This window comes from Vibrio jasicida CAIM 1864 = LMG 25398, assembly GCF_000400365.1.
In the GTDB taxonomy this organism is placed as follows: Bacteria; Pseudomonadota; Gammaproteobacteria; order Enterobacterales; family Vibrionaceae; genus Vibrio; species Vibrio jasicida.
In genome coordinates, this window is the sequence record NZ_BAOG01000131.1 from 1 (window position 1) to 3898 (window position 3898).

At 40.1% G+C, this 3898-nt stretch carries 3 protein-coding genes; all 3 read left to right on the forward strand.

Annotated features, from left to right (window positions below; all coding sequences use genetic code 11):
• Nucleotides 1-133: 133 nt before the first annotated feature.
• The 3 genes from VJL_RS24195 (at nt 134) to VJL_RS24205 (ending at nt 3097) form a co-directional block, all read left to right on the forward strand.
• Nucleotides 134-715 (forward strand): hypothetical protein, encoded by a 582-nt coding sequence (locus VJL_RS24195; protein ID WP_038881873.1) that lies wholly within the window; start codon nt 134-136, stop codon nt 713-715.
• A 135-nt stretch (nt 716-850) separates the two neighbouring features.
• Nucleotides 851-1255 (forward strand): DUF1801 domain-containing protein, encoded by a 405-nt coding sequence (locus tag VJL_RS24200; protein ID WP_038881875.1) that lies wholly within the window; start codon nt 851-853, stop codon nt 1253-1255.
• Between the two features lie 150 nt (nt 1256-1405).
• Nucleotides 1406-3097, forward strand: a complete 1692-nt coding sequence (locus VJL_RS24205; RefSeq protein ID WP_038881877.1) for an ATP-dependent nuclease — start codon at nt 1406-1408, stop codon at nt 3095-3097.
• The last annotated feature ends 801 nt before the right edge of the window (nt 3098-3898 follow it).

The window sequence follows — 3898 nt, forward strand, 5'->3', positions numbered from 1 at the left end:
TGGCATTTTTACTATGCGTTGCGTTTAGTGTTTAAGGTGGTATGCGGTAGCTTCGGTATTGCGTTGCTCACACCTTAACAGGGCGTTAGCCGCCATATCGTTCAAATTTACTACGCTTAGAAATGGAAGTTTTATGAAAACACTCTTATTATTTATTGCCTTATTCTTATCGGGATGTACAACTGCGCTTTGGGCTCCTGAATATAAGCAAGAGATGATAGATGGCTTCTACGTAAAAAGTGATTCCGGAGAGTTGTTTGTTACCGCTTCTAGCTCAGCTTATCTTTTCAAAATCAATAAAAACTTGGGGGAGGCGCTTACTTTATCCAGAGAAGTTGATTTCTTCCCATCGTTTAATGATTTTGAATTAAGGAAAGACAATACAATTGTTGGCACTGTGTCGCTGACATTGTTAAGCGATGAACCTACCCTAGAATTAGAAAGTCAACTTTTGTCGCTTGGCTTCAGAAAGGATGCTCTCCTGAAAAAATTTCGACTTACGGAAAAAGTAACAGGAAAGCGATTTATTGTAGAGGGGGATTTACCATTAGACAAGCTTGAAACAAGTCAGCGGATATCCATTGCGCAACCATCAACCTTTTCTGAAGCTGCTGGAAAAATAGTCGTCACACCGGCAACAATCATCATAGATTCTGTAGTCGTTGTACCTGCGGTATTTATAGGAGCGACGATAATGACGGCAGGTGGCGGCTAACAAACTGTTCAAGAGGGATTCGCAACGCGTGGCATTTTTACTATGCGTTGGTTTTGGTGTTTAAGGTGGTATGCGGCGACTTCGGTATTGCGTTGCTCACCCCTTAACAGGGCGTTATGTGAATAGGAGGTTCCAATGAATAACGTAGTCAAAGATCGCTTCGATGAATACCCAGAAAGTGCTCGTGTTAGGTTAGCGGAGCTACGAAATCTAGTCTTTCAAATAGCATCGGAATTGGAACTTGGTGAAGTCGAAGAAACTCTAAAATGGGGTGAACCAAGCTACAGTGTAAAAACAGGCAGTCCGCTAAGAATGGACTGGAGACTCAAGTCTCCTAACAACTATTACCTTTTCTTTAATTGCCAAACCAAGCTCGTCGATACATTTCGTGAATTGTATGGTGAAGAACTGGTGTTTCAGGGAAATAGAGCAATAGTTCTGTCCTTATCGGAACCGATACCAGAAAGAGTGATTAAGTCCTGTTTAGAGTTGGCTTTAACCTATCAGCAGCGTAAAAACTTACCTCTTTTAGGCGCGTAATAAAATTCACATAACAAAGCGTTTAAGACAGATTCGCAACGCTCGGCACTTTCGGTTTGATTCAACTTTAGTGTTTACGGCACAATGGTTTAGGCAGGGTGGTAGCGTTGCTCACTACTTAACGCGGCGTTATAAAACAAAGAGTTCGTAATGATTATTGATAAAATAAATATAAAAGGTGGCGGACAAGTCACTGTTGGAAAGTTTACTGTATTAATTGGTCCAAATAATGTAGGGAAATCCCAAACATTAAAGGACATTCACTCCATTTTTATCAAAGAGAAAGGCTTTGAAACAACCTTACTTGACTCAATCGAATTTGATAGCAAACCTGAATTTGATTTCTTCCTGAAAGGACTTGATGTTAAACCTCACGAATATAATGTTGGCATGGAAAATGTGTCGGGAATTACATCTAAGCTAAGCGATAATGAGTCAGTTGCTTTTCAAAGAGGATATTTGCAATCTCAATATGAAGCAAATGGAATTGAAGCATTGTTTGGAAACATCGCAAAATTTAGAGTTTCATACTTAGATGCTGAATCTAGACTAAATGTTGCTAAAACAGCCCCTTCTGCCAATTTACATAAAGTCACAGCACAAAACCTACTTCAAGCATTGTATGGAGCGGACATCAGTGTTGAAAATGCCTTAAGGGAGGCATTTAATCTAGTTTTTGGGAAAGATATCAAGCTAGATTATAGTGGGCTAACTGAACTAACTTTTCGAGTTGCTGACAAATTCGAAAATGTACCACAAGACCCTAAAGATGCAGCTAATTACTTCAAAGATTACCCAATACTTGATGAACAAGGTGATGGTTATAGAAGTTTTGTTGGTGTTGTATTAAGTCTTCTTCTATCCCACGATCGAGTTGTGTTACTTGATGAGCCAGAAGCGTTTCTCCATCCAGCTCAAGCAAGGCAATTGGGGTTTTGGGTTGCTAAGCATATGGCACAAGTTCCTGGACAGGTAATCATATCAACACATAATTCCAATTTTATTTCGGGTATATTATCTGCCAGTTACCCTGTTGATCTGTATAGATTAAATCGGACCTCAGATACGACCACTTTTAACATGATTCCAAAGGAATCTACGGAACAGCTCGCAAAGTCACCTATTTTGTCGAGCCAGCGGGTTTTAGATTCGTTATTTCATCGTGGAGTTGTCGTGTGTGAGGCAGACTCAGATAGAGTTTTTTATAGTACTGTTGCAGCTAATGATTTATCAACCCAAGAAGTGCTTTTTATTCATGCCCATAATAAACAAACAGTGCACCTCGTCATACAATTATTAAAATTAGCCAACATTCCATGTTGTGGTATTTTAGATATAGATGTTCTCAATAGTAAAGATGACCTCAATAATCTATTGGATAGTTTAGGTCAAGAAAATTTGTCCTTAACTCAAATCTCAGTATTAGATTCCCTTGCTAAAGAAGTTGCATCTGGCGATGAACTGGCAGCTGTTAAAGCAATCACTGATCAAATTGAAGAGTTTTTGTATCAATTGAACAATGGGGAGCATACATTTTCAGGCGCCAGAGGTGCGATAAACCGAATTAGAAAAGATGCCAGCAAATGGGCAACAGTTAAATCCTCAGGTACAAGAGTCTTGTCGCCGGAGCTTAAAAATGAAGTCGAAGAGCTTATACAACAATTATCGCTTAATGGACTGTTTGTTGTACCTGTGGGCGAGCTAGAGGGGTGGATTGATCTTGGAGATGTCAGAAAGAATAAATGGATAGTACCTGCGCTAGAGTCACTACATAAAGAAGGGGCACCTGCTAATTTGAAACAGTTTGTGCAGAAAGTCATTAACCACGTAAATGTTTTATAACAAAGCATTTAAGAGTGATTCCCAACGCTTGGCATTTTCAGTTCAAGGTTGGGTTTCGTGTTTACGGCGCAATGGTTTAGGTTTGGTGGCAGCGTTGCTCACACCTTAATGCGGCGTTAGGCAAAGGGCAAAAAAGTTCTTAGTTCTAATCTTCTTGTTCCCTCTGGCAGTTCGTTTTTCGTAGTCGGCAATTCAGCATTGTCGGCTTAAATTCTTGAACCTCTCCAACCGTAAAACATGCCAAATTTCGTGGGTTGCCTCATCGAGTTTCAGTGTTGGTTGGTGGTGAATTTCACTGGCTTAAAGTGTGGGGAGGGCAAGGCAATCAAAGCTTTCGTTTTTGTGGCTAGTCCTCAGCTTTGAGCTTGTCAGATTCAAAAGCAACTTAATCGCTGAAAGGCTTTGTTTCGTGAGCGTTGAACGTGAGGCTGTAACATAGTGACTTCAGTGGTTCTTGAATCACAAAAAGTCAGTGCGTGATTGGTTGCTTATCGTGTTTAAGGTATTCTGTTTTCAAACAAAGTTGGTGAGTACGCAGAAAATTTGCCTAACAAACAATTCAAGCTGATTCGCAACGCTCGGCGCTTTCGGTTTCAATTGGTTTAGTGATTACGGCGAAGTGCTTGCGTAAAGTGGTAACGTTGCTCACAACTTAATTGGGCGTTATAAAGATTAGGAGACTTTCGCGATAAATGGACTTAGTTGTTGAGTTGCTAAAAAGTGGTGATTACTGGATTGCGATTGTTGTAGTGATCGTAACTATTGCTATAAATGCTCCTAGAGTAACCGAGTACTACTTCT

Coding starts and splice junctions, on each gene's coding strand:
- VJL_RS24195 (WP_038881873.1), top strand. CDS start 134: ATGAAAACACTCTTATTATTTATTGCCTTATTCTTATCGGGATGTACA.
- VJL_RS24200 (WP_038881875.1), top strand. CDS start 851: ATGAATAACGTAGTCAAAGATCGCTTCGATGAATACCCAGAAAGTGCT.
- VJL_RS24205 (WP_038881877.1), top strand. CDS start 1,406: ATGATTATTGATAAAATAAATATAAAAGGTGGCGGACAAGTCACTGTT.